Annotated in this window: 18 protein-coding genes; 12 read left to right on the plus strand and 6 right to left on the minus strand. The window is 51.3% G+C overall.

Annotated features, from left to right (window positions below; genetic code table 11):
• Positions 1-113: 113 nt before the first annotated feature.
• The 5 genes from CIK87_RS12845 to CIK87_RS12870 all read left to right on the plus strand — a co-directional run bounded on the left by CIK87_RS12845 (position 114) and on the right by CIK87_RS12870 (position 8,298).
• Positions 114-1,148, plus strand: coding sequence for a low specificity L-threonine aldolase (locus tag CIK87_RS12845; protein ID WP_094387494.1), 1,035 nt, complete (start codon positions 114-116; stop codon positions 1,146-1,148).
• Between the two features lie 915 nt (positions 1,149-2,063).
• A complete protein-coding gene (locus CIK87_RS12855) occupies positions 2,064-3,488 on the plus strand; it encodes an RNA-binding domain-containing protein (RefSeq protein ID WP_094387495.1) in 1,425 nt (474 codons plus the stop codon).
• Between the two features lie 13 nt (positions 3,489-3,501).
• Positions 3,502-4,818: a WG repeat-containing protein gene (locus CIK87_RS12860; protein WP_094387496.1), complete on the plus strand. Its 1,317-nt coding sequence runs from the start codon at positions 3,502-3,504 to the stop codon at positions 4,816-4,818.
• Positions 4,819-4,830: 12 nt separating this feature from the next.
• Entirely contained in the window at positions 4,831-5,790 is a 960-nt protein-coding gene (locus CIK87_RS12865) for a hypothetical protein (RefSeq protein WP_094387497.1), read from the plus strand.
• A gap of 276 nt (positions 5,791-6,066) precedes the next feature.
• Positions 6,067-8,298: a TonB-dependent siderophore receptor gene (locus CIK87_RS12870; protein WP_216822764.1), complete on the plus strand. Its 2,232-nt coding sequence runs from the start codon at positions 6,067-6,069 to the stop codon at positions 8,296-8,298.
• A 127-nt stretch (positions 8,299-8,425) separates the two neighbouring features.
• Here the strand turns inward: CIK87_RS12870 and CIK87_RS12875 are convergent, their stop codons facing one another.
• From CIK87_RS12875 to CIK87_RS14680, 5 genes are all read right to left on the minus strand, one after another.
• On the minus strand, positions 8,426-9,442 hold the full coding sequence (locus CIK87_RS12875) for a branched-chain amino acid aminotransferase (protein WP_094387499.1): 1,017 nt from the start codon (positions 9,440-9,442) through the stop codon (positions 8,426-8,428).
• 90 nt (positions 9,443-9,532) lie between these two features.
• A complete protein-coding gene (gene xseB, locus CIK87_RS12880; protein WP_022310422.1) occupies positions 9,533-9,709 on the minus strand; it encodes an exodeoxyribonuclease VII small subunit in 177 nt (58 codons plus the stop codon).
• A gap of 8 nt (positions 9,710-9,717) precedes the next feature.
• The gene (gene xseA / locus CIK87_RS12885) at positions 9,718-10,953 is read right to left on the minus strand and encodes an exodeoxyribonuclease VII large subunit (RefSeq protein ID WP_094387501.1); all 1,236 of its coding nucleotides are present in this window, start codon (positions 10,951-10,953) and stop codon (positions 9,718-9,720) included.
• 3 nt (positions 10,954-10,956) lie between these two features.
• Positions 10,957-12,327 (minus strand): S8 family serine peptidase, encoded by a 1,371-nt coding sequence (locus CIK87_RS12890; RefSeq protein ID WP_254046560.1) that lies wholly within the window; start codon positions 12,325-12,327, stop codon positions 10,957-10,959.
• A gap of 51 nt (positions 12,328-12,378) precedes the next feature.
• Positions 12,379-13,551, minus strand: coding sequence for a helix-turn-helix domain-containing protein (locus CIK87_RS14680; RefSeq protein ID WP_254046561.1), 1,173 nt, complete (start codon positions 13,549-13,551; stop codon positions 12,379-12,381).
• 216 nt (positions 13,552-13,767) lie between these two features.
• On the opposite strand from CIK87_RS14680, the gene CIK87_RS12900 reads away from it, so the two are divergent.
• The 6 genes from CIK87_RS12900 to CIK87_RS12930 all read left to right on the plus strand — a co-directional run bounded on the left by CIK87_RS12900 (position 13,768) and on the right by CIK87_RS12930 (position 20,334).
• Positions 13,768-14,133 (plus strand): hypothetical protein, encoded by a 366-nt coding sequence (locus CIK87_RS12900; protein WP_144008225.1) that lies wholly within the window; start codon positions 13,768-13,770, stop codon positions 14,131-14,133.
• Positions 14,134-14,505: 372 nt separating this feature from the next.
• A complete protein-coding gene (locus CIK87_RS12910; RefSeq protein WP_022310426.1) occupies positions 14,506-15,378 on the plus strand; it encodes a hypothetical protein in 873 nt (290 codons plus the stop codon).
• A gap of 12 nt (positions 15,379-15,390) precedes the next feature.
• Positions 15,391-16,878: a TolC family protein gene (locus tag CIK87_RS12915; RefSeq protein WP_094387505.1), complete on the plus strand. Its 1,488-nt coding sequence runs from the start codon at positions 15,391-15,393 to the stop codon at positions 16,876-16,878.
• A gap of 7 nt (positions 16,879-16,885) precedes the next feature.
• Complete coding sequence (locus CIK87_RS12920; RefSeq protein ID WP_022310428.1) at positions 16,886-17,872, plus strand: HlyD family secretion protein; 987 nt, start codon at positions 16,886-16,888, stop codon at positions 17,870-17,872.
• 14 nt (positions 17,873-17,886) lie between these two features.
• Positions 17,887-19,050: an ABC transporter permease gene (locus tag CIK87_RS12925; protein WP_173823504.1), complete on the plus strand. Its 1,164-nt coding sequence runs from the start codon at positions 17,887-17,889 to the stop codon at positions 19,048-19,050.
• Positions 19,051-19,056: 6 nt separating this feature from the next.
• Entirely contained in the window at positions 19,057-20,334 is a 1,278-nt protein-coding gene (locus CIK87_RS12930; RefSeq protein WP_254046458.1) for an ABC transporter permease, read from the plus strand.
• Positions 20,335-20,420: 86 nt separating this feature from the next.
• Here CIK87_RS12930 and CIK87_RS12935 read toward each other — a convergent pair whose 3' ends face one another.
• Positions 20,421-21,524, minus strand: coding sequence for an Mrp/NBP35 family ATP-binding protein (locus tag CIK87_RS12935; protein WP_094387516.1), 1,104 nt, complete (start codon positions 21,522-21,524; stop codon positions 20,421-20,423).
• Positions 21,525-21,760: 236 nt separating this feature from the next.
• Between CIK87_RS12935 and CIK87_RS12940 the strand changes: the two genes are divergently transcribed.
• Positions 21,761-22,003 (plus strand): hypothetical protein, encoded by a 243-nt coding sequence (locus tag CIK87_RS12940; protein WP_094387506.1) that lies wholly within the window; start codon positions 21,761-21,763, stop codon positions 22,001-22,003.
• The last annotated feature ends 159 nt before the right edge of the window (positions 22,004-22,162 follow it).

Raw genomic sequence — 22,162 nt, forward strand, 5'->3', positions numbered from 1 at the left:
CTTTTGCACCCACCACCCTCGTCTTTCCGTCGGCAGCCATCCGCCCCCGCGGCCTGCCGCGTCGGTCTGCGATGGGGGAGAGTATAGATGACAACTTTACAACACGATAGATTATGATTTCTTTTGAGAGTGATTACAACAATGGATGTACCCCCGAGATACTCCGTCGTCTTGCCGATACCAATGACGACCGTACGTCAGGCTATGGCTCTGACCCTTACTGCCAGTCGGCCATCAGGCGCATACGCGAGGCAGTGCAGATGACCGATGCCGATGTCTTCTTCCTCATCGGTGGCACCCAGACCAATGCCACCGTCATCGACTCGCTGCTCATGGGCTGCGAGGCGGTCATCACGGTCGAGACGGGCCACATCGCCGTACACGAATCGGGAGCGGTCGAGGCTTTCGGACACAAGGTCATCACGCTTCCCGCCGTCGACAGCAAGCTCACTGCCGCCACACTCGACCGCTTCATGGACACCTTTACTGCCGACGAGACGGCGCCCCACATGGTGCAGCCGGGCATGGTCTATGTCTCCATGCCTACCGAGTTGGGCATGGTCTACACCCGCAGCGAGCTCGCCAACCTCTACGAGGCGTGCCGCCGCCACCACCTCAGACTCTATATCGACGGTGCACGCCTGGGCTATGGACTCATGTCCGATGTCTGCGACTACGACCTGCCCTTCCTGGCACGCCATTGCGATGTGTTCTATATCGGCGGCACCAAGGTGGGAGCCATGTTTGGCGAGGCAGTGGTGTTTACCGGCATCAGCGCGCCCAAGTATTTCTTTACCACCGTCAAGCGCCACGGTGCGCTGTTGGCCAAGGGGCGCATGCTCGGCATCCAGTTCGACACGCTCTTTACCGACGGCCTCTACCTGCGTCTCTCGCGCCACGCCATAGCGATGGCAGCCCGCCTCAAGGAGGTCTTTGCCCGTCACGCCATCCCTATGGCTTGCCTTTCGCCCACCAACCAGCAGTTTGTCATCCTCTCGCCCAGCCAGTACGATGTCCTCATCGCCCAGGTGGCTTTTGAGATATGGGAGCGCCATGCCGACGGCACCCTCACCTGCCGCTTTGTCACCAGCTGGGCGACCACCGATGCCGACATAGACTATCTTGACCGCTGTCTGGCTGCGCTATAGCCAGCTGCTGAGGCGCGTCTATTTATCCCGGATCGGTCATTAGGACTTGCTTGGATCTGGCTCTTTTGGAAGAGTGGATTTTGTATGGTTTTTAATGAGTAATAGCGAGCTGTTGCGAATTAAAAAACAAGCAAGAGACGCCTTATAAAAGACAAAAGACTGCAGGCAGTCATGAAATAACACACCTAACGGCCTAATGACCGTTTTGGGTTTAAGGAAAGTGGAGACTTAACGATTTTAACTTGCTTTTACGAACAAATGTGAGGGTGGATGGCAAAATGAGGGAAGACACGATAAATAAATAGATGCTGTTAAAAGAGAAAATAGAATGGGATGGGATGCAGTTGAAACTATACCCATTCTCTTATATAGATATACAAATAACTTTACCTTATTGTCTGTATATAAGAGGTATAAAGTCATGTGATGCAAAGATTATGGGCTGGTGAGGTGGTAGATCTTTATTCTTTCACGGCAAATATAGTTTTGATGTATGTTGATAAGGTGGGTACAAACCACCCCATTTAGTATACAGGTGAAGACATTCGCGTGTTAGTAAAGAGCATGAAACAGTCCATTTTGCACACAAAAATGCCTTGTGTTTGAGAAAATAACACTCTTTTTGGCAACTTTATGCAAATATATTCTTTATTCCCGGTTAAAAGCAGTAATTTTACGGAAAACACAACAAATAATTGAAGTATGGCAGATTTGAATCGTGTCAAGACTGTATTGGTAGAAAGAGGTATTATGAGTAAATGGATGGCAAAGACATTGCATAAGGACCCTGCCACAGTATCGAAGAGGTGCAACAACCACTCACAACCTGACTTGAAGACATTGGCATAAATAGCCGATGTTCTCAATGTGGATATACCGAGTTGATTTGTCATACCAAAGTGAAATGAACAGAATATGAGATATACTATCGAAGAGATACGTCAGATGCCCGAAGGGCAGACTTTCGACTGTAAGAGCATTCATATAGAACCGAAGGCTCTCGCCAACACTATTGTCGCTATGGCAAATGCCGATGGCGGCATGATAGCCGTAGGTATATCCGACAAGACTCGTCGTATCGAGGGTGTTGACCAAGACAAGGCTCATTTGAACGAGATTCTTCGCACTCCGTTTGATTTCTGTGTACCCACTATTTCCGTTACGACAGAGTTTATGCCTTGCCAAGACAGCGAGGGCAATGATAACTACATACTGATAATCCATGTCCCGGCCAGTCCTCGCCTCCATGCCAACCAAGCCGATGAGGTGTTTTGGCGGGTGGGCGACAAGTCGCGTAAGCTACCCTTTGAGGAACGTCTGCAACTGATGTATGACAAGGGTGAACGATACTATGAGGACAGCCCTGCCTACGATGCCACTATCGAGGATATCGACATAGATGCCGTAAAAGCATATATGAAGCGCATTGGTTATGGCAAGTCTCCAATGGAATACCTGCAAGAGAACAAAGGATTCTTGACTTACAAGGGCGATGTACCACAAGTCAGCACTGCCTGCATCTTGCTCTTCGGTAAGAATCCCCAGAACTTTTTTCCTCGTGCCCGTGTCCGTTTTATCAAGTACTATGGTACGGAAGAGAAAGTCGGCAGGGAAATGAACGTCATCAAGGATGTCACCTTCGAGGGGCGCATCCTCGACCAGATACAGAAAACCATCGACTACCTCGAAACGCAAGTGAAGGAACATTCCTATCTCGGTGAGGACGGACTCTTCAAGACCGACAGGGAATATCCTAAGTTCGTGATACAAGAGATGACGGTAAACTCGGTTTGCCACCGCGATTATAGCATCAAAGGAACTGAGATACAGATAAAGATGTTTGATGACCGACTTGTGTTCGAGACCCCCGGTAAGCTGCCTGGTATCGTCCGCACCGACAATATCCGCCACACCCATTTTTCCCGTAATCCCAAGATAGCCGAGTACCTGAAAGCCTACGACTATGTAAAGGAGTTCGGTGAAGGAGTTGACCGTATGTGTCGTGAGCTTTCTGCCATTGGCACGAAGGAACCCCAATATCATTTGGTCGCCTTTATAATGAAAGCTTCTGTGTGGGCTAATTTATTGGAGGAAGGGCAAGAAAAGACTATATTCGACCAGAAGCGACCAGAAAGCGACCAGATAAGCGACCAGATAAGCGACCAGATAAAAATGATTTTAGAACTAATCAAGGAAAAGCCACAAATAAGTAGAAGCGAAATTTCACACAAAATGGGACTTCATGAAAGTAGTGTGAAGCGTCGTCTGAAGATGATGGTTGATAAAGGTATTATTCAACGCATAGGTTCCGACAAAGGTGGTCATTGGCAAATTAAATAATTCTATCCTGATTATGAAATGTAAAATTGAAACATCAAATGGTATCATGTTTTTGAAAGGAATAGATGGAGATAAACGATTGGAAATTGCTGATTATATTGAACTCCATGATAGTTCCTTGCTTATGGTAAGTTTGATTCTTAATAAAAAAGAATATTTTTATTGGGGGAAGAATCATGTAATATACACTAAACTATGGGGGTGTATTGATTCCATGATGAATGTTGTTGTTCCGTTTATCTATTCGCACATGAAGGTGGAATTCAATTATATTAGAGCTGATAAAGAAGTAGGATATAATATATTTTTTGAAAGCCCTGAATATGCTTCCTATTATTTTAATCAGTATGGAGTCCCTGTTATTTATTCAACCAAAAAAGAAATGCCAGGATGGGATTGGATAGAACATTCTGACAATAAAAATATTCTTATAGCACAAAAAGGAGGGAAACAAGGAATTATACGAAAAGATGGAAGTGTATTTCTTGAACCAAAATATATAAAAATCAAAATCAATTTTTCTATCCTTTTGATAACATGTTTTTATGACGATAGTATGGTCACTGAAATCCATTACAGAAAAGATTTAAAATTATGGAAATTTCTTCCCAAAGGATGTACTTATGTGAACTTTTTTGAAGGTTTATATATATTACGGAGGAAAGATGGACTTTTATTTATCACAGATAAGAACTACAATATGATACTTTATCCATGGTTTGATGAAATTGACATATGCTCAAACTGTTATATTGTCAGAAAAAACAATAAATGGGGAATAATTAGTAGAAATAAAAACATCAACATTGAGGGATTTAAAAATCCTGTTCCTGCTCCTATTACAAGAATAGAGTTTGATGCTATTAAAAAGAAAGGGGTTGGAGGTAGTAGAGCCATAATTGTTAAAAACAATCTTCAAGGAGTCTTTGATCTGAAAAATGAGAAGATTATGTGTTCTCCTTGTATTTCTGTTGAATACCAAATATTTCCAGATACTCTTAATGACAATGCTATCGCTTTTAAAACAACACAACAGCAATATGGTTATTTCGATTTAGACGGGCATCTACTATTTGAAATTAAAATAGAGGATGATAAGATTAAAGAGAGTTCCATTAGGGCATTTAAAAATGGTAAAGTATATCTTGAGAGTAACGAATATCAATATGTGTTCAACAAAGATGGTTCCTACGAAAGGACACGTATAGAGCAGCATTATTGCAATGATACTTATCATAATTATGATGCAGAACGTTGGGATGCACTAACAGATGGAATGGAAGGCGATTACCCTGGTTCTGGTGTTGACTACGATTTATTAGGATTTTAATAACGGAAACAAATGTTTGCTAAAGGATATACAAATATTAGGGCGATGATAGAAACCCAATATGGGATTTTATCACAAATGATAATGGATATAGCTTACAGATACCAGACGCAATTAAAACAAACAGAGGAAGAAGCTGATCGATTGGCGCGAGATAATTCTGATGGAGATTATGAGGTCTATCATACAATCTTGAATAGTTTTAATGATGTTGAGGAAAGGTCGTATTGTTTGATGACGGAAAGCAGAAAGATCCTGTTTTGCGCGATTTTTTCATACTATGAGACAATGCTCAACGAATTTGTCCTGTATTATAAAATAGCAAATAATGCCACCCTGCCATCACAAATACTTGATTCAATTCTTAAAGCATATAAGACAAAGTACGGAGAAGAGATAACTTGTATAGAAGAAAATGTGGAGTATGCCAACTCTTTTTATAGGTTACTGCGTAATCTCTATATGCATGGTTCCCTATCGAAAGAAAAGGATAGATGTACGCTATTCAATTATGCAGGAGTTACCAATGGCTTAAAGACATTCGGTATTGATACAATTATAATTGCGGATAACGACTTTTTATTCAAAGCACTTGATTGTTTTAAGACGATTCTCGTTTGTGTAGATGATGCTTTTATGCAACAATTATCAGAAGAACAAAAGCAATTGATGAGGGCTAAGGATATTATACGAGAAGCGATTAATAACTATCCTCCTGAAATGCCTGGGCTAGAGGATGAATATCCTCCTTTCTGTTCGATACGTGTACACAGATTACTCTGTGAGGCAGAATCCTTACTAATCTATGTAGCCAAGCGGGGTAATGCAGAAGCTCAAATGTTATTAGCAGATTTGTATATATCTGCTTTTGAGACCCCACAGAAAAAGAAAGGTTTTTTCTGGCTAAAGAAGGCTGTTGCACAAAATTATTTACCTGCAATCCAAATGCTGAGAGAAATCGAAAACGAATGAATGTCATCCAGTAGTTTGTCGTATGAGGCATTTGTGACGTTCTCGTATATAGGTCACGTTCTGTAGGGACTATTAGCCTAAAGAAATCGTTAAATCAGCGGTAGAATTGTAATTGAATCAAATATGGACAATGCGTCTTGACACATTGGAAATGTATGGAGTTATTAATGAACAATGTATTATAAAGGTGGAGAAACTCACGATAGAAATATGGATAGAAATCGTACACTTTCAAATTGCCATTGCATTAGCCATCTCAGATGGGGATGTTTGCTTATGTTTATGTCGCTCTGCATGGCAGTTAATGCCCAAAAGCGCATCACCTTTCATGTTACGAGCGAGCAAGGAGTTGCCCTGCAGGGTATAGCGATAAAATCAGATTATTGTGGAGTTGCCAAGGGGGTGAAGACTGACCCCAAGGGAATGGCTGTAATCAGCTATTCCTCTAAGGAGGCTACTTGTGACAACGTAGCAGTGACGATAAAAAGTAAATTCTATGAGAACCTTGATACCATAGTACCTGTTAACGCTTCTGATACCGTCAGCATTGTCCGGCTGACCTTGCGCGACAAAGTGCAGAAAATCAAAGAGGTGGAAGTGATTGCTTACCGCCCCATAGGCAAAAACAATGCAGAGAAATCGGTATATACTATTGACACCCGAGGGCTTCTTAAAACGACAAAGGCTAACAAGGCACTTGCCTTTTTGCCTGGCGTGGTAGCCTTCAACGACAGCTACTCCCTGGCAGGCAAAAGCCAGAAGACCCGAATTAAAATCAATGGCGTCATTGCCGGTGCCGAAGACTTGAAGGCTCTTTATGCCGGTGATATTGAAAAGGTGGAAGTGCGCGAAGTGACCAAGGACGACGACGAGCGTTTCGCTGGAGAAATCAATATTATCAAGAAACGGCACGAACAGCCAAAAATTTTTGGTAGCATCTCTGCCACAGGAGGTATGATACGGTCTTTGTGGGGTACATTTGACCATTTCGCCTTTCAGAATAAGCATTGGGATATTACTGGATTGATATCCTATAATCAGCATAGCCAAAAATCTTATACCGAGGTGTGTCGCATACCATCTTTGCCGTATAGCCCGTCTCAGAAGATGACCATCCAGAGAGACATTCGTATCAAGCAGCAGGCAGAGCGTATCTCTCTCAGTTGGTATCCTACCAAGAGGTTTACGATGACTCTCGGTGGCTATCACTATGGTTACCCCACTAAGTCTTCCGATTTCATCAATGACACGGAGGGTGATGATACTCATCGCAAGTATAAAGAGACTCTTGAATCTTATGGCAGCTATGCCAATGGTAGTTATAGTATAAACGACCGCAACAAGATAAATGTAAAGGGTAATTTCCTCTATTACAGAGACAAGTACGTTTACGACCTTCTCCCTGACTACAATTATAAGGCTGCCATGCGCGAATATACAGGAGAAGCCAATATCGAGAGCAGACTGAAACTCTGGGGTGGTTCGCACGATGTTACTTTTGGTCTCCGTAACACCTACCGCCAGAATATGTCTTATGCCAATGGGCGCAATGACTATTCGATGCAGCAGGTATACCTTACAGACTATCATTCATACGGCAAGGCACTTTCTTCGTATCTTATACTCAAGGGTGAGAGTGATAATATGGGGCCCAAGCGAGTTTTCTCCTTTCAGCCGTCATTGCGGTTGAACTACAATATGGGGAAAAAGGGAACGTTGACAGCCTCATACCAGCGCAAGACAACCCGACCAAGTATAGATTACCTCAATACCGACTCCCTGTTTCAGAATGTATACAATATTGTGGTCGGCAATGAAGCTCTACGCGCTCAAAACAGCGACAATATGTCCGTTTCGTTCCGCAAGCAAATCAAGAAGGCTTATCTCATTACGACTGCAAGCTATATACATACCTCTAATATCATAGACCAGATATTTGTCAATCCCGAGGACTACAATGTCAGCACCTACGACAACATTGGCAAATGTGATGAGGCTTCACTGTCTGTATACTTGATGAACAGACTGTGTAAGAACCGCATGAATATTTCAATAAGTCTCAAAGGATTTTACAAGAGATATGCTATCAAGCCAGAACTGGAGCGCAACACATTAATCATTCCATCCGAGGGTTGGGGATATTCCGCTACCTTCAATACCAGCTATCTTAGCACCAAGGGATGGATGTATTCTCTGAGTGCCAACCTTACTCCCAAGACTTATGAACTCAGTTATACGCATGTGCAGAACCCTAATCTCTATGTTTCGGTTACTAAGAGCACCTGTAACAACCAGTTGGACTTCAAACTCAGTTTTACCAATTCTCTGGTCTATTTCTATACGTCGCATACCAATTACCACTTCCGAGATATGTATCAGCGCACATTCCAAAAGAGTTATGCCAACAACATTACTCTCTCGGTGACGTGGAATTTGGGTAAGAGATTCCAGCAGCGCAGGGGAGTTTCGAGCGTTGTCAATGATGATATTGTCACTAAACAACAATAATGCACTCAGTGGAAGTGTCGTTTAGAGCGTTGCGTATATCATTATACTGAAGGAGCATCGTATTGTACAGTTATACAGAAAAAGCGCAGTCCGTGAGGGGCTGCGCTTTTTCTGTATGGTTGCGTTCTTACTCGATAATCACGCGTGTCCATCCGTGCTTGTCTTCCAGTATACCGTACTGGATGCCGCGGAGGGTGTCGTAGAGCTTCTTCGACCATGGGCCGGGCTCGTTGCCGAAGAAGTATTTCTTGCCGGTCTCAAAGTCGTCGATGTGAGAGATAGGCGAGATGACGGCTGCGGTACCGCAGGCTCCTGCCTCTTCAAATGTCTCCAACTCTTCCTCGGGAATTGGGCGTCGCTCTACCTTCATCCCCAGGTCTTCGGCTATCTGCATCAGACTCTTGTTGGTGATAGAGGGCAGGATGCTTGTCGACTTGGGAGTGATATAGGTGTTGTCCTTGATGCCGAAGAAGTTGGCAGCACCACACTCGTCGATATACTTCTTCTCCTTGGCGTCGAGGTAGAACTCAGAGGCGTAGCCGTTTTCGTGGGCTATGTGGTTGGCCTTGAGCGAAGCGGCATAGTTGCCACCCACCTTATAGATACCGGTGCCGAGGGGAGCGGCACGGTCGTAGTCGCGCATGATGACGTAGGGGTTGGCAGAGAAGCCACCCTTGAAGTAAGGGCCTACGGGGGTAACGAAGATGAGGAACAGATAGTCTTCGGCGGGATGCACGCCTACGCAGGGCGTGGTGCCGATGAGCAGCGGGCGGATATAGAGAGTGGCGCCGCTCTCATAGGGGGGGATATACTTTTGGTTGAGGCGTACCACGCGTTCAACCATCTCTACAAAGAGCTCGGTGGGAACCTCGGGCATCATGATGCCGCGGCTGGTACTTTGCAGGCGGGCTGCATTCTCTTCCACGCGGAATACGCGCACCTTGCCGTCGGGACAGCGGTAGGCTTTCAGACCCTCAAAGGCTTCCTGTCCGTAGTGCAGGCTGGAAGCTGCCATTGAGAGGTTGATGTTGGGGTCAGAACTGATTTCTATCTCGCCCCACTTGCCATTGTGGTAGTTGCAGCGCACATTGTAATCGGTCGGCAGATAGCCGAACTTGAGATTTGCCCAATCTAATTCTTTCATTTTACTATCGTTTTAGTATTCGTTCTACTTGTCAGGGTGCAAAAGTAAACAATATTTGTTGCTTTGCCAACCATCTGTAGCAAAAAGTTGTTATCCTGCCAATATTTTGTCTATTTTGTCATTGGCAGCAGTGAGCTTGGCCTCACACAGGGCGATCAGCTTCTTGGCTTCGGTGAGTTGCTTGGCGAGCGAGTCGATGTCGAGCTCGCCTTGTTCCATTTGCTGCACGATGGTTTCCAGTCTTGCCATCGCTTCTTCGTAATTCATTTGCTTGCTCATTTCCTTATCTCTGATTTCAGGGTTCCTTGTTCCAGTCGTGTTTCGATGATGTCGCCGTCGGCCAGTTCATCGCCACTGCGCAGGGCATGACCGTTGTGCAGCGTGATGCTGTAGCCCCGGCGCAGGATGTGTATGGGGTCTTGGGCTTGGGCGCGTTGGCCCACGAGCTGCAGCCTGTGGCGCTCGCGCTCCAAGCGTTGGGTTGCGGCGCTGTCCAGCCTGTGGGCGAGGGCGTCTATGCGTTTGGTCTGCCGTTCGCGGGTCAGGGCAAAGAGGGTAGGGATGCGGTCGGCGAGCTGCTTGAGCCTCATCTTCTCGTAGGCGAGATGGCGCTCGGCGATACGGCTGATGCGCTCGCGGGCGCTGACGAGGGCGGTATAGACCTCGCTCAGATGGTCTATGAGGAAGGCGGCTGCCGCTGTGGGTGTCTTCACCCGCATATATGACACCATGTCCAGTATGCACTCGTCGCGGTCGTGGCCTATGCCGGTGATGATGGGCAGCGGGAAGTTGGCCACGTTCTCTGCCAGCGCCAGCGTGTCGAAGCCCGACATGTCGGTGGTGGCGCCACCGCCACGGATGATGACCACCACATCAAACTCGTCTATGCGGGCATTGATGCGGTCGAGCGCGGCTATCACGCTCTGCTCCACCTGTTCGCCCTGCATGATGGCGGCGAAGAGTTCGTGGCTGAACGACAGCCCGTAGCTGTTGTCGTCTATCTGGTGGCAGAAGTCGCCATAACCGGCAGCCTGGGCGCTGGAGACGACGGCTATGCGCTGGGCAAAGCGGGGCAGCGCGAGCTCGCGCTGGAGGTCGAAGATGCCTGCCTCCTTGAGCTGGCGGATTATCTCCATGCGCTTGCGCACGATGTCGCCCAAGGTGTAGTCGGGGTCTATGTCGCTCACCTGGTAGGCGAAACCGTAGGCTTCGTGGAAGGTGGGCGTTACCATCATCCTCACCTTGATGCCAGGCCGCAGCTGTTGCTGGGTCTGGCGTTCAAACTTGCTGCGCAGTGCCGTCCAGCGGTTGGCCCAGCACACCGCACGGGCCTTGGCCAAAGGGGTGGGGCCGAAGGGGTCGTTCTCCACGAGTTCCATATAGCAGTGGCTGCGGTCGTGTAGGTCGGAGAGCTCGGCTTCGACCCAGTATTTGCCGTCCATCTGCCGTTCGATGGTCTCGCGCACCATGTGGTTGAGCTCCAGCAGCGTGAAGGTTCTCTCGCTCGCCATGGGCTATCGTCCTTGTTGGTAGGCACGCCAGAAGTCGGGGATGCCGTAGCCGTAGATGTTGTCGGGGGTGAGATAGCGGTCGGCGCTGCTACGCACCAGACTGATTATTTCCTTGGCGGTCTTGCCGGGCAGCGCCTGCCAGAGGCATGCCACCATGCCGCAGGCTATGGGCGAGGCAAACGAGGTGCCGTTGGCGCCACCGTTGACGCCGGCTGCGTTGAAGATGCGTGCCATGCCGCCCCGTGCCATGATGTCGGGCTTCACGCGACCGTCCTGCGACGGACCGATAGAGCTGAATACCGTGTTCAGGCCGTGGCTGTCTACAGCCCCCACCGTGAGCACGTCGATGGCGTCGCCCGGAGGCGTCACCTTCTTCCAGCGGTCGCGGCCCGAGTTGCCCGCGCTGCACACCAGCACCACGCCCTTCTGGGCCAGCATCGATGCCGTGTTGGATATGAGCGTGCGGCGGCCGTCGAGGTCCACATACTTGTGGCTCGTGGTGGCATCGTCAAACTCGGCGTAGCCCAATGACGAGTTGATGACATCCACGCCCACCGAGTCGGCATACTCGGCAGCCATCGCCCATGAGTCTTCCTCCATTAGGCTCTCTGTGGGGCCGTATTCCGAGCGCAGCAGATAGTAGGAGGCTTCGGGTGCGGTGCCCACGTAGCGGAACGAGTCGACCGCAGCCATGCACGACAGCACCATAGTGCCGTGAGACAAGAGGTCTTCCATCTTGTCGCGGTAGGGGTAGACAAAGTCGCGACAGCCCAGCACGCGTACACCGCGCAGGGCGGGTATACGGGTGTAGTTCATGTAGCCGCCGTCGATGATGGCGATGGTCATGCCCTTTCCGCGGAAGCCAGCCTCATGCAGCTTCACGCCGTTGAGCTGTGCTATCTGGGGCAGCGCCTTGCCATAGACGCTCGCCGACGCCTTGGTCGTGTCTTTCACCACGCCGTAGGGCTTCACGGGACTCACCGAGTCGGGCGTCTCGAAGACGCGCACCACGCGGGTCACAAAGTTAAGCCCTTCGAGCCGGGGGGCGATGTCGCCCTTGGGCGAAGCGATGAGCACGGTGTTGTTCCATCGGCTGCCGCCCACCACCTGATAGCCGTCGTGGCGCAGCGTGCCTATGTATTTGGATGATACGGGCAGGTCGGTAGAGTCGACAGCCAGCCCCTGGCGCTCTCTGCGGGCAAGGGCCTTGGCAGAGAGAAACTTCTCGGGGTGGCGCAGCGAGTAGCTTCCGCCCTTCTTGTCTTTGAGATACACTCTGTACATGTAGCTTTTGCCCCCGGCAAAAGCCACCTTCTGCGCCTGTATCTGCATCGAGCAGCACAGCGCCAGTAGTAGATATAATATTCTGTTCATAGTCGTGTGGTTGATGGTGGCTGTCGGGGTGATGGCTACAGCCGCCGGTGGTTACATACTGCCGTCGGCATCGCTGCCGCCTGTCTGCGACGGCAGTATGGGGCAGCCCCTCTCTCTCCAGGCTGTGGGTGTGCAGCCTGCGCGGTTCTTGAAGATGCGGTAGAGGTGGGTGCGCGACGAGAAGCCGCACTCGGCAGAGATGATATCATTGCTGTAGTCGGGGTAGTCGCGCATCATCTCCTGCGCCGCCTTGAACCTTATCTCGCTCAGCCATATACGGAACGACAGTTTCAGGTTCTGCTCGAAGTAGCGGGTAAGCTCTGCCCGAGGGATGAGCAGCATGCGCGAGAGGGTGAGCATGTTGGCATTGCTGTCGCGGTAGCCCTTGTCCTGGCACCATTTGTCCAAGCGCTCGGCGACGATGCGCTCGCGCTCGGGCGGCAGGGCTGCCAGATTGTAGGTGGCGGCTGCCGGGCTTCCGGTGCCATTGGTTCCGGCTGCGCGGGCAGACTCCTCGTCATCGTTGACCAGCTCTTCGGTGGGCACGTAGTTGAAGCCCAGGTTGCTGAATGTCAGGACAAAGAAGAATATGGCGAGCAGGATGACGGGGGCATAGATGACCAGTATTTTGTTGAAGAGGATGACAAAGGGCATCGTCATCGATGTCACAAACAGCACCGTCACGCTCGTCTTGGCAAAGCGCACATGGGGCAGCATGTCGCTGGCGGTGAGGGTCTCGAGCAGCTTGCGGCGGAGCAGTAGTTGGCGAGATGCCATACAGATGCAGTAGGCTACAAGGCATATATAGAGGGCAAGCATCACATACATCCACATGCCGATGCGCATGCTGCCGTTGCAGCAGTAGCCTATGGCGTAGCACACGACGATGAGGGCATAAAGCCCGACGATGCCGGCGACAAAGCGGCGGCGGTTGTCGTGGACGGCTTCGATGTTGTAGATGGACAAAGCAATCAGTGCAAAGCTCGGGGGATAGGCAAGCAGATTGAGCACTGCACCCAGGGCGGCGCCCGACGCTCTCACAGACAGGGTCATCTGCGCCAGGAAGTGGGCAGCCAGTATCAGCATGGCTGCAAACAGCATCCAGCGCGACTGCTCATAACGACGGTTCTTCCATCTCACGTGGAGGCTGCCAAGGCCCAATAACATAGCATTGATAAGCATGGACAAGAGGCTCGTAAACTGAAGCAGAAATAAAATCTTCATGACCTTTCGATGTTTTAGTCGTTAATCATACACTCTCTGAGTATCATCTCGCAATACTTTAGAGTATTATCTTGCAAAAATACAGCTATCTTGCAATACCCTTAGTATTATCTTGCAAAAATACAACTTTCCTGCCAAACGGCGGAGGAAAAATCCCGAAATCTTGAAAAGTTTTTTGCCAATCTCCGAGGCATCGTGCCAACCACCCTCACCAGCATGGCGCCCACCGCGATTGTCTCCAGCATCGTGGAGAGTACCTCCAGACAACTGGAGGGTACCTTTAGCGAGCTGGAGGGTACCTTTGGAAAGCTGGAGAGTACCTTTGGAAAGCTGGAGGGTACCTCTATCGGCGTGGAGATTGTCTCTATTGAGCAGGATGGTATCTCCAGAAGTCAGGCGACTGCAGACAGCGGCGTGGAGGTTGCATGGGCTGGCTCGTGCCTTCTGATACGAGCCCACGTGACAATAGGCACGAGCCCACGTGACATAAGATACGAGCCCTCGTATCGCAAAGCACGAGCCGATGATGATGGTCAGCACACCGCCGAACGTGGTGGATGCCATAAGTCTTGGTCATCGTGACGACAACAGTGCCGATAGCGTTGCCTGGTGGCACAATCGCCAGCCCACAGACCACGGTTGGCGTAGGCGAGTATGCCCCTATCCACCCCGCCGACAGCCCCACAGATAGGGTCATGATAGCGGGCGTCTCGGCAGCCGTCAGCCCCCAGCCCGAGACGGTCGGCAGCGAGCCCGCAACAGGCTCTCCGAGAGGACTGAGAGTGGTGGTATACACCGCAACTGCCCACTGCAAACAAATATTAATGATTGGCCTTTTTTTCCACAAAAGTGCTAATTTTTCATATTATTATATATTTGGTCTGACGATTTATTTGATAAGTCAGATAATTGGCTTACTTTTGCAGCGCATAACAAATATTCACAGTGCAATATATGAAGACTAAAATTCTTATCCCCGTAATCGTCGTAGGTCTGCTCCTTGTGGGCGGCATAGTGTATCTCGCTCTCAGCCTCAACCAACAGAGGCAGGAAAACCAGGCTATGCAGGAACTTGCCGAGATAGACAAGCGGGAAATGGAGAACGAGTATCAGCAGTTTGCCAATCAGTACGGTGAGATGAAGACCAAAATCAACAACGACTCTATCGTCGCCCAGCTCACCGCCGAACAGGAGCGTACCCAGCAGCTGCTCAAGGAACTCAAGGATACCAAAGCGTCGGACGCAAGAGAGATAGCCCGACTGAAGAAGGAACTGGCCACCGTGCGCGCCGTATTGCGCAACTATGTGTTGGAGATAGACTCGCTCAACCGACTCAATCAGAACCTTACTGCCGAGAATACCCGTGTGCGCGGACAGTATGAAGAGGCTACCAGACAGATAGAGGGACTCAATTCGGAGAAAGCAACGCTCTCGGAGAAGGTCGCTATAGCCGCACAGCTCGATGCTATAGGCATCAGCGTCACACCCTTAGACAAGCGAGGCAGGGCTACAAGAAAGATAAGGAAGTGCAAGGCCATCCAGGTGAGCTTCGCACTCGCCAAGAACGTCACCGCCCAGAGCGGCATGAAGACAGTATATGTAAGACTGACATCGCCCACAGGCACACTGCTGGGTGGCGCAGGTTCATTCAGCTATGAAAACCGCACCCTGCAGGCTTCGATGAAGAAGGTGGTGGAATATGGCGGCCAGGAGACCCCCGTGACACTGTTCTGGAATGTCACCCAGGCGCTGGTCGAAGGCACCTATCATGCAAGCATCTTCGCCGATGGCAACATGATAGGTTCCAAGAGCGTTACGATAGACTAAAAAGGAGAGCAAATGACAAGGCTATTATTATCCTTAATGTTATGTGCCGTCTGGCTGCCACAGGTTCAGGCGCAGGGGCTGTCGCTCGACAGTTGTCGGGCTCTGGCGCTGCGCAACAACAAGCAGCTCAATGTGGCAAGGCTCAAGCAGGATGTGGCGCGATACAACCGCAAGGTGATGCGCACCAAGTATCTGCCCAAAGTCGATGCCGTGGGCGGCTATGAGTATTTCAGCAAAGAGATATCGCTGCTCAACAGCAACCAGAAGACCGCTTTCGGGTCGCTGGGAACGACTGCCACGGGAGCCGTGGGTGGCAATATCACCCAGATGATAACGGGGTTGGTTCAGCAGGGCGTCATCACGCCCGAGTTGGCACAGCAGTTGGGTGGCGTGCTCAACAAGCTCACGCCACAGTTGGCTGAGGCTGGCAACAAGTTGGGCCAGGCGGTCAACGATGCCTTCCGCACCGACACCAAGAACATCTGGTCGGGAGCCGTCATGGTGAGACAGCCCATCTTTATGGGCGGCGCCATCGTCGCAGCCAACAAGATGGCAGACATCGGCGAGAAGATGGCTGCCAGTGACCTCGAACTGCGTCGGCAGACCACCCTCTACGACATAGACCAGGCCTACTGGCTCGTGGTGTCGCTGCGCCAGAAGGAGCAGTTGGCCCAGAGCTATCGCGACCTGGTCAAGAAGCTCAGCGAGGATGTGAAGAAGATGATTAGAGAGGGCGTGGCTACCAAGGCCGACGGACTCAAGGTCGATGTCAAGGTCAACGAGGCCGACATGCAGCTCACCCAGGTCGAGGACGGCCTGTCGCTGGCCAAGATGATGCTCTGCCAGCTCTGCGGTCTGCCCATGGACCTGGAGATAACCCTCGCCGACGAGAACGTGCAGACACTCGCCCCAGTCATAACAGAGACCTATGAAGCAGCCGACACAACCTATGCTGCGCGCCCAGAGATACAGATGCTCGAGAACGCCATCGAACTGAGCCGCCAGAGCACCCGCCTCATCCGCGCCGCCGCTCTGCCCCATGTGGCACTTACCGGCGGATACATGGTGAGTAACCCCAATGTCTTCAACGGGTTTGAACGCAAGTTTGCCGGCGTATGGAACGTAGGCGTACTGGTACAGGTACCCGTGTGGAACTGGTTTGAAAGCAGCTACAAGATACGCGCCGCCAAGACAGCCACCAGCATAGCCGTGATGGAGCTGAGCGATGTACGCGAGAAGGTCAATCTGCAGGTGGCACAGAGCCAGTTCAAGCTCAAGGAGTCGCTCAAGCGGTTCCACATGGCCAACGAGAACATGAAGAGTGCCGAAGAAAATCTGAGATGTGCCAACCTGGGATTCAAGGAAGGCGTGATGGAGGTCACCGATGTCATGGCGGCACAGACCGCATGGCAGATGGCGCAGTCGCAGAAGATAGACGCCGAGGTGGGCGTCAAACTGTCGCAAGTAAACGTAAAGAAAGCATTAGGTATATTAAACTGAAACGATTATGTCAGCTAAAACACAACATAACAACATACTGCTTGCCGTCGTAGGATTTACGGCAGTGGTGGTCATCGTGGCCCTCATCGGCTATCTTACCCTCGGCCAGGAACCGGAGATTATCCAGGGCGAGGTCGAAGTGTCTGAATACAGGGTGTCGAGCAAACTGCCCGGCCGCGTGGTAGAACTCAGAGTCAAGGAGGGCGACTTTGTGCATGTAGGCGATACACTCGCCATACTCGAGGTGCCCGAGATGGACGCCCAGAAGCGAGTGGTCGAGGCTACAGGTGAAGCGACCAAGGCGCTCAAGGACCTCACCGACGCCGGAGCACGCCAGGAGCAGATACAGGGTGCCTACCAGCTGATGCAGCAGGCCAAGGCTGCAAGCGAGATAGCCCAGAAAACCTATAACCGCATGCAGAACCTCTACAACGAGGGCGTCATAAGCGGACAGAAGCGCGATGAAGCCTTTGCCGCGTACAAGGCGACCGAGGCACAGGTAAAGGCTGCCGAGAGCCAGTATGAAATGGCGAAGAACGGAGCCCGCAAACAGGAGCGCGAGGTGGCTGCGATGAATGCCCAGGCCGCCAGCAACGCTGTGGATGTGGTGAGCTCGCTGCTGCGCGAGACGGTGCAGGTGGCACAGGTAGAGGGCGAGGTGAGCGAGGTATATCCCAAGGTGGGAGAACTCGTGGGACTGGGCTCGCCCATCATGAGCATCTCGATGATGAACGATGTATGGGGCACATTCAATATCCGCGAAGACCAGTTGGGCGGCATGAAGATTGGCGACACGTTTACCGCCTACTGCCCGGCATTCGGCAAGGACATAGAACTCAAGGTATACTATATACACGACCAGGGAAGCTACGCCGTGTGGAAGGCCACGAAGACCAACGGCCAGTATGACCTCAAGACATTTGAAGTCAAGGCTCGCCCAGTGGGCAAGTTTGAGGGCCTGCGTCCGGGTATGAGCCTTATCCGTAAAGACTGAGAGGCACAGACACTATGATAAAGCAGATATATCGGATAGCCCTGCGCGAGTGTGGCATCCTGCGCTCCAATCCCATCTATGCGTTTTGCATGGTAGTGTTCCCGGTGCTGGTGGTGGTGTTCTTCACCTCACTCATGACCGAGGGACAGCCTGTAAACATGCCGGTGGGAGTGGTAGACCAGGACAATACCGCCACAACGAGGGCGCTGATACGCCGGCTCGATGCCTTTCAGACCACGAAGGTGGTGGCGCACTATGCCAACATCAACGATGCGCGCCGCGCGGTGCAGGAGGGCGACATCTATGCCTTTCTGCTCATCCCAAAGGGTACCACCGACGGCATGGTGTCGGCACGCCAGCCCAAGATATCATTCTACTACAGCCAGGTGACGCTCCTGGCGGGCTCGACGCTCTTCAAGGACCTCAAGACCATCTGCACGCTGGGCTCGGCGGCGGTAGGCTCGGCTAAGTTGTCGGCTCTGGGCAAGACCGAGCGCGAGATACAGGCTTTCCTGCAGCCCATAGCCCTCGACATGCACATGATAGGCAACCCCTGGGCCAACTACAATGTGTATCTCTCGACCATCATGGTACCCGGACTGCTGCTGTTGTTTGTATTCCTCATCACCCCATACTCCATCGGCACCGAACTCAAGTTCAAGCGTTCGCACGAGTGGCTCAAGATGGCGGGCAACAGCATGCCGGTGGCTCTGGCAGGCAAGCTGCTACCCCATACGCTCGTCTTTCTGACGGTGTTCTATGGGTTTGACTTCTACATCTATTATATATTGGACTTCCCCTATCCTGGAGGCGTGGTGCCGATACTGCTCGATGGCTTCCTCTCGGTGGTGGCAAGCCAGTGCTTCGGCGTGTTTGTCTTCGGACTGATGCCGTCGCTGCGTATGTCGATGAGTATCTGCTCGCTGTGGGCGGTGCTGAGCTTCTCGGTGTGCGGAGCCACCTATCCCGTGTTCGCCATGGACTCGATGATAGAAGCCATGGCACAGCTCTTCCCGCTGCGCCACTACTACATGATATATAAAATAAGCATATTCAACGCATTCCCCCTTGCCGACTGCGCAATCAACGTCGCGGCTCTGGTGCTGTTCATGCTGCTGCCGCTGTTTACCGTGCGCAACCTGCGCAGGGCCATGCAGGAATATGTCTATATACCCTAAATGATTATGAAAGGAGACCATAGTCTTATCTCACAAATCAAACAAGGCATCTATGACATGTGTCATATCTGGGCCAAGGAGATGCGGTCGGTATTTGCCGACGAGGGCGTGCTGTTGTTCTTCATCTTCCTGCCCTTGTTCTACCCTGTGCTCTACTCATGGATATACAACAACGAGGTGGTCAACAAGGTGCCCGTAGCCATAGTAGACTTGTCGCACAGCCACGACAGCCGCGAGTTTGTGCGCAAGGTCGATGCCTGTTCGGGGGTACGCGTGGCTTACTACTGCAACAACCTCGAGGAGGCGCGTGAGGTGGTGGGGCACCAGAAGGCCCACGGCATACTCTATTTTCCATCAGACTTCGCCACGAAACTGCATCGGGGCGAACAGGCACATGTGGGCGTGTACTGCGAAATGAGTCTGATGCTCACCTACAAGGCTATACTCCAGTCGGCGCAGGCTGTGTCGATGGAGATGGGAAGCCAGATACAGATAGCGGGCTCCAACTCGTTTACCGCCCGCGATGAAGATATAGCCACCCGTCCGCTCGACTTCGACGAGGTGCCCATCTTCAATGCCACGGGTGGTTATGGCAATGCCATCCTGCCCGGTGTGCTCATGCTGATACTCCAGCAGTCGCTGCTCTTGGGCATCGGTCTGGCGGCAGGTACCGCCCGCGAGAACAACCGTTATCAGGACCTCGTGCCCATTACCAGCCATCACAACGGCATCTTCCGTATTGTGCTGGGAAAGGCGATGTGCTACTTCATGATTTATGCCGTGGCGGGTGCCTATATCACCCTCTGCGTTCCTCGCTTCTTCCACTTCACCACCCTGGCCCAGGGCGGTCCGCTGTTGGCCCTCATGGTGCCCTATCTGCTGGCTTGCATCTTCTTTGGCATGATGCTGTCGTGTCTGGTGCGCTATCGCGAGAATGTGATGCTGCTGGTGGTGTTCACCTCGGTACCTCTGCTCTTCATGACGGGCATCAGCTGGCCCGTAAGCAATATTCCCGGCGTGTGGAAAGGCGTGTCGCTGCTCTTCCCGTCGACCTTCGGCGTGAGGGGCTTCCTCACGCTCAACAGCATGGGAGGCACGCTCGACGACATCACCACCGAATATATGGCATTGTGGGTTCAGGTGGCCATATACTTCTTTGCCACCTGCGTGGTCTATCGTCTGCAGATTATCCACACCCACACCCACGCCTACGAACGCCTCGAAATGCTCAAGCAGAAGACCAAGGAGGCAATAGGCCGCAAGCAGTCGGGTAAGGAAGGATAATTGCGGCAGTGCAGAAATAACAATCCCTGTCTCTGGCATCCATCGGATGGAGAGACAGGGATTGTCGTATTCTATAGGGGCGTAGATTACTTCTTGCTGATGTCTACGATGCGGGTCTTGGGCAGCTCCTTGTTGCGTCGGTTGGTCACTGTCACCACCGCCTGGGCGAGATTGAGGAACGCCTGACCAGTCTGGCTCTCGGTGTTGAGCACTGCGGGAGTACCGGCGTCGCCATTGTCGCAGATGCTCTGCACCAGAGGTATCTGGGCGAGCAATGGACAGCCCATCTCCTTGGCCAGCTGCTTGCAGCCCTCCTTGCCGAAGATGTAGTAGCGGTTCTCGGGCAGTTCGGCGGGAGTGAACCATGCCATATTCTCCACCAGACCGAGGATGGGCACGTTGATCTTGTCGTTGCGGTACATGTCGATGCCCTTGCGCGCATCGGCGAGTGCCACATTCTGCGGCGTCGATACGATGACGGCACCGGTGATGCTCAGCGTCTGCAACAGGGTAAGGTGGATGTCGGATGTGCCGGGAGGCGTGTCAAGGATAAAGAAATCAAGGTCGCCCCAGTCGGCGTCGGCGATAAGCTGCTTCAGTGCTGATGTGGCCATGCCTCCGCGCCACAGCGTGGCGGTGTCGGGATTGACGAAGAAACCAATGGACAGGAGCTTTACGCCATACTTCTCGATGGGCTCGATGAGCTGGCGACCATCCTTCTCTACCGCATAGGGGCGCTCGCTCTCTACGCCGAACATCTTGGGCATGGAGGGACCGAAGATGTCGGTATCGAGCAGACCCACCTTGTAGCCCATGATGGCAAGGGCTATGGCGAGATTGGCAGAGACGGTCGACTTGCCTACGCCGCCTTTGCCCGAGCTTACGGCTATCACGTTCTTCACCTGAGGCAGCAGTTTGCCTACCTCGGGGCGTGGCGCAGACTTGAACTCGGTCTTTATCTCGACCTCTACCGCCTTGTCCACGTGGTAGTGTATGGCTGCCTCGGCAGCCTTTAAGGTCGATTTGAGGAACGGGTCGGTCTCGCGGGGGAATATCAGTGTGAAACTCACCTTCATACCGTCGATGCGAACATCGTCGGCGAGCATTTCTGCCTCTATCAGGTTTTTCTTGTTACCAGGGTAAGTCACCGTAGCCAAAGCGTCGGTGATAAGTTTTGGATATAATGTCATCATATTGTCTTTTAATCAGTTGCAAAATTAGCCAAAAAAACTGTAACAGCCTCATAAATGTCCATAATAATATCCCCCGCACTCTCCCCGCCGTCCTCTGCCCCTGCCACAATGGTGCCCTCCACGACCGAGACGGCAACCGCTGCCGCAGACCTCGCCACCTTCGGCATGGCGATGGCGGCAGAGAGGGTGGCGACAACCGTTGTCAGGGATGCTATATATATAATAAGGTGTAGATGGGTTGCAGCCAACCCAAGGATGACAGGCGGGCGGAGCGCAGGCTGCAGGAATGGCGCAGAAAGGGACAGATGCGTCACTTCCTCCAGTATAAAGGACTGGTGGATGGCGGCGGAAAGCTAATGGATATGGATGGTCTTGACCGTGATTTGGACAAAAATAACGATGATGGTCAAAAAATCTTCCGTTTTTTAGTATTTATTCAGAATTTAATGCTACTTTTGCAACTAACGAGATTATAACTATTACCTCACCAACTTTGGCGATGTCGATTACGAGCTAACAATGGTCGCCCTTGGCATATTGCATTTCACACGTTCACTCCACGGAGTGAGGCTCTCCGTGCTACAGATGTATATCTGCCCTACATAACACAATTAATGTCCGTCACATCTTAACCA

Origin of the sequence: Prevotella sp. P5-64, from assembly GCF_002251285.1 — a bacterium.
GTDB lineage: Bacteria > Bacteroidota > Bacteroidia > Bacteroidales > Bacteroidaceae > Prevotella.